General features: G+C 61.8%; 2 protein-coding genes. Both read left to right on the forward strand.

Annotation, left to right across the window (positions count from 1 at the left end; genetic code table 11):
* Positions 1 to 455: 455 nt before the first annotated feature.
* Entirely contained in the window at positions 456 to 842 is a 387-nt protein-coding gene (locus ACYVE7_RS33935; protein WP_460370665.1) for a hypothetical protein, read from the forward strand.
* Positions 827 to 1,306, forward strand: coding sequence for a hypothetical protein (locus tag ACYVE7_RS33940; RefSeq protein WP_460370666.1), 480 nt, complete (start codon positions 827 to 829; stop codon positions 1,304 to 1,306). The genes ACYVE7_RS33935 and ACYVE7_RS33940 overlap by 16 nt, the downstream gene beginning before the upstream one ends.
* Positions 1,307 to 1,460: the final 154 nt, after the last annotated feature.

Here is a 1,460-nt window from a genome sequence, read left to right on the forward strand (position 1 = left end):
CGGCGGGTCGGCCCCGGAGGGGCCGGAGCCCGGCGCGGGCCGCGCCGGTGTCGGCGGCCCGCGGAGCGGGTCGCCCTTGAAGACGTAAGGAAAGTTCTCATCGGGCCGCAGATCCGCTGCTCACGGCAGTGTTGCCAGGATCGGTCTTTCTCTCTTTGCCCGGGTCGCCCAGCCCGCTACCGGGCTCCACGGACGCGCCGATGGTGGTCGAGGGTGAGTACGGAAGGCGATGGCTCGGGGGCAGTCGTGAGCGGGGCGGAAGATGCCAGGCTGGGCGCGGTCGGCCGGCGGGCTGCCGTCACAGCGGATGTCCTGGGAGAGTGTCTGTCTACGTTGCCGTCACGGCTGCCGTCAGAAGCTGTGACGACAATTAACTCTCCGAACAAGGTCCAGGTAGAGCGATGGCGCGCGACCCGTAACAGCCCCAGAACCGAATCCGCAGGCACACCTACTATGTGCTGGCGGGCGACACGCCGGTCCTCGTCCACAATGCCAATCCAGGCTGTGGTCTCGGCGATGACGCAGTTGCTGATGCCTATCAGGGCATGAATAAGGGCGGTGGCCATGCGATGCGTTACCTAATCCAGGCTGGTCTGCTTCCGGTCAAGGGCAGTGACGCGGCACGCCGTGAGCTGTTTGAGAGCCTTACTTCTTCGGTCCTCAAAAGCCCGGACAAAACCTTCAGTTGGAAGATCGGCGGCACGCAGTCGATCGGCTACGCCGGTAAGGTCAACGGGAAGGTGGTCGTCCTCTTTGTCGCTACCGATGGGCCCTATATTGGTAAGGTCGTGTCTGCGGTCGTACCCACCGCTAAGAACATGCAGAAGTGGGGTCTGTGGTGAGCTCGTTGCGTGATGCGCTCTGCTGGGACGGCGTGGCGCCTATGATCAGCTGTTGGTTGGTTGCTCGCGTGCCTTCTGCGCCCGAGCTGGATTTCTCAATCGGGACTGACAGCCCTGAAAGTGTGTCGATATTTGAGATGAGCCGGGATGTGCCGATGCCTGAAGATATCGGTATCTTCGAATATGACCTTAGGTTCGAGAGCCTGCCGGATTCTTTGGAGGGCTACCTCAGAGAGATTCTACTTCGGGCCGTTCGGGTGAATGGAATCGTGGCTTGGCTCGGCTTCGAGGGGTCATTCCACTATGATCACTTGCTGACCGACGATATCGCCCCGCAAGTGTATGGGTTGTGTTCAGCTTCAACTGACCCTTTGCTCGCCGTTCATGAAGTGATGCGGAATGGCGATTCTTGGCGTGACACGATGCGCCTTTACCGTGAAGAATTGGTTGCGCTGGGGCTCTGAATCAGTGCCTCTCTGGGGCTGTGACAGCGGTGGTCTGGCGTCCCTGTTGCCGTCAGCGTTGCCGTCACCGGCGGAGGCCGGTTATAGGACTCCTACAACCGGCCTCCGGGATGTTCGGTGCGGGTCGGTCGCGTCGGGTCGGCCCCGGAGGGGC

The sequence above is a fragment of the Actinocorallia lasiicapitis genome (assembly GCF_054778695.1).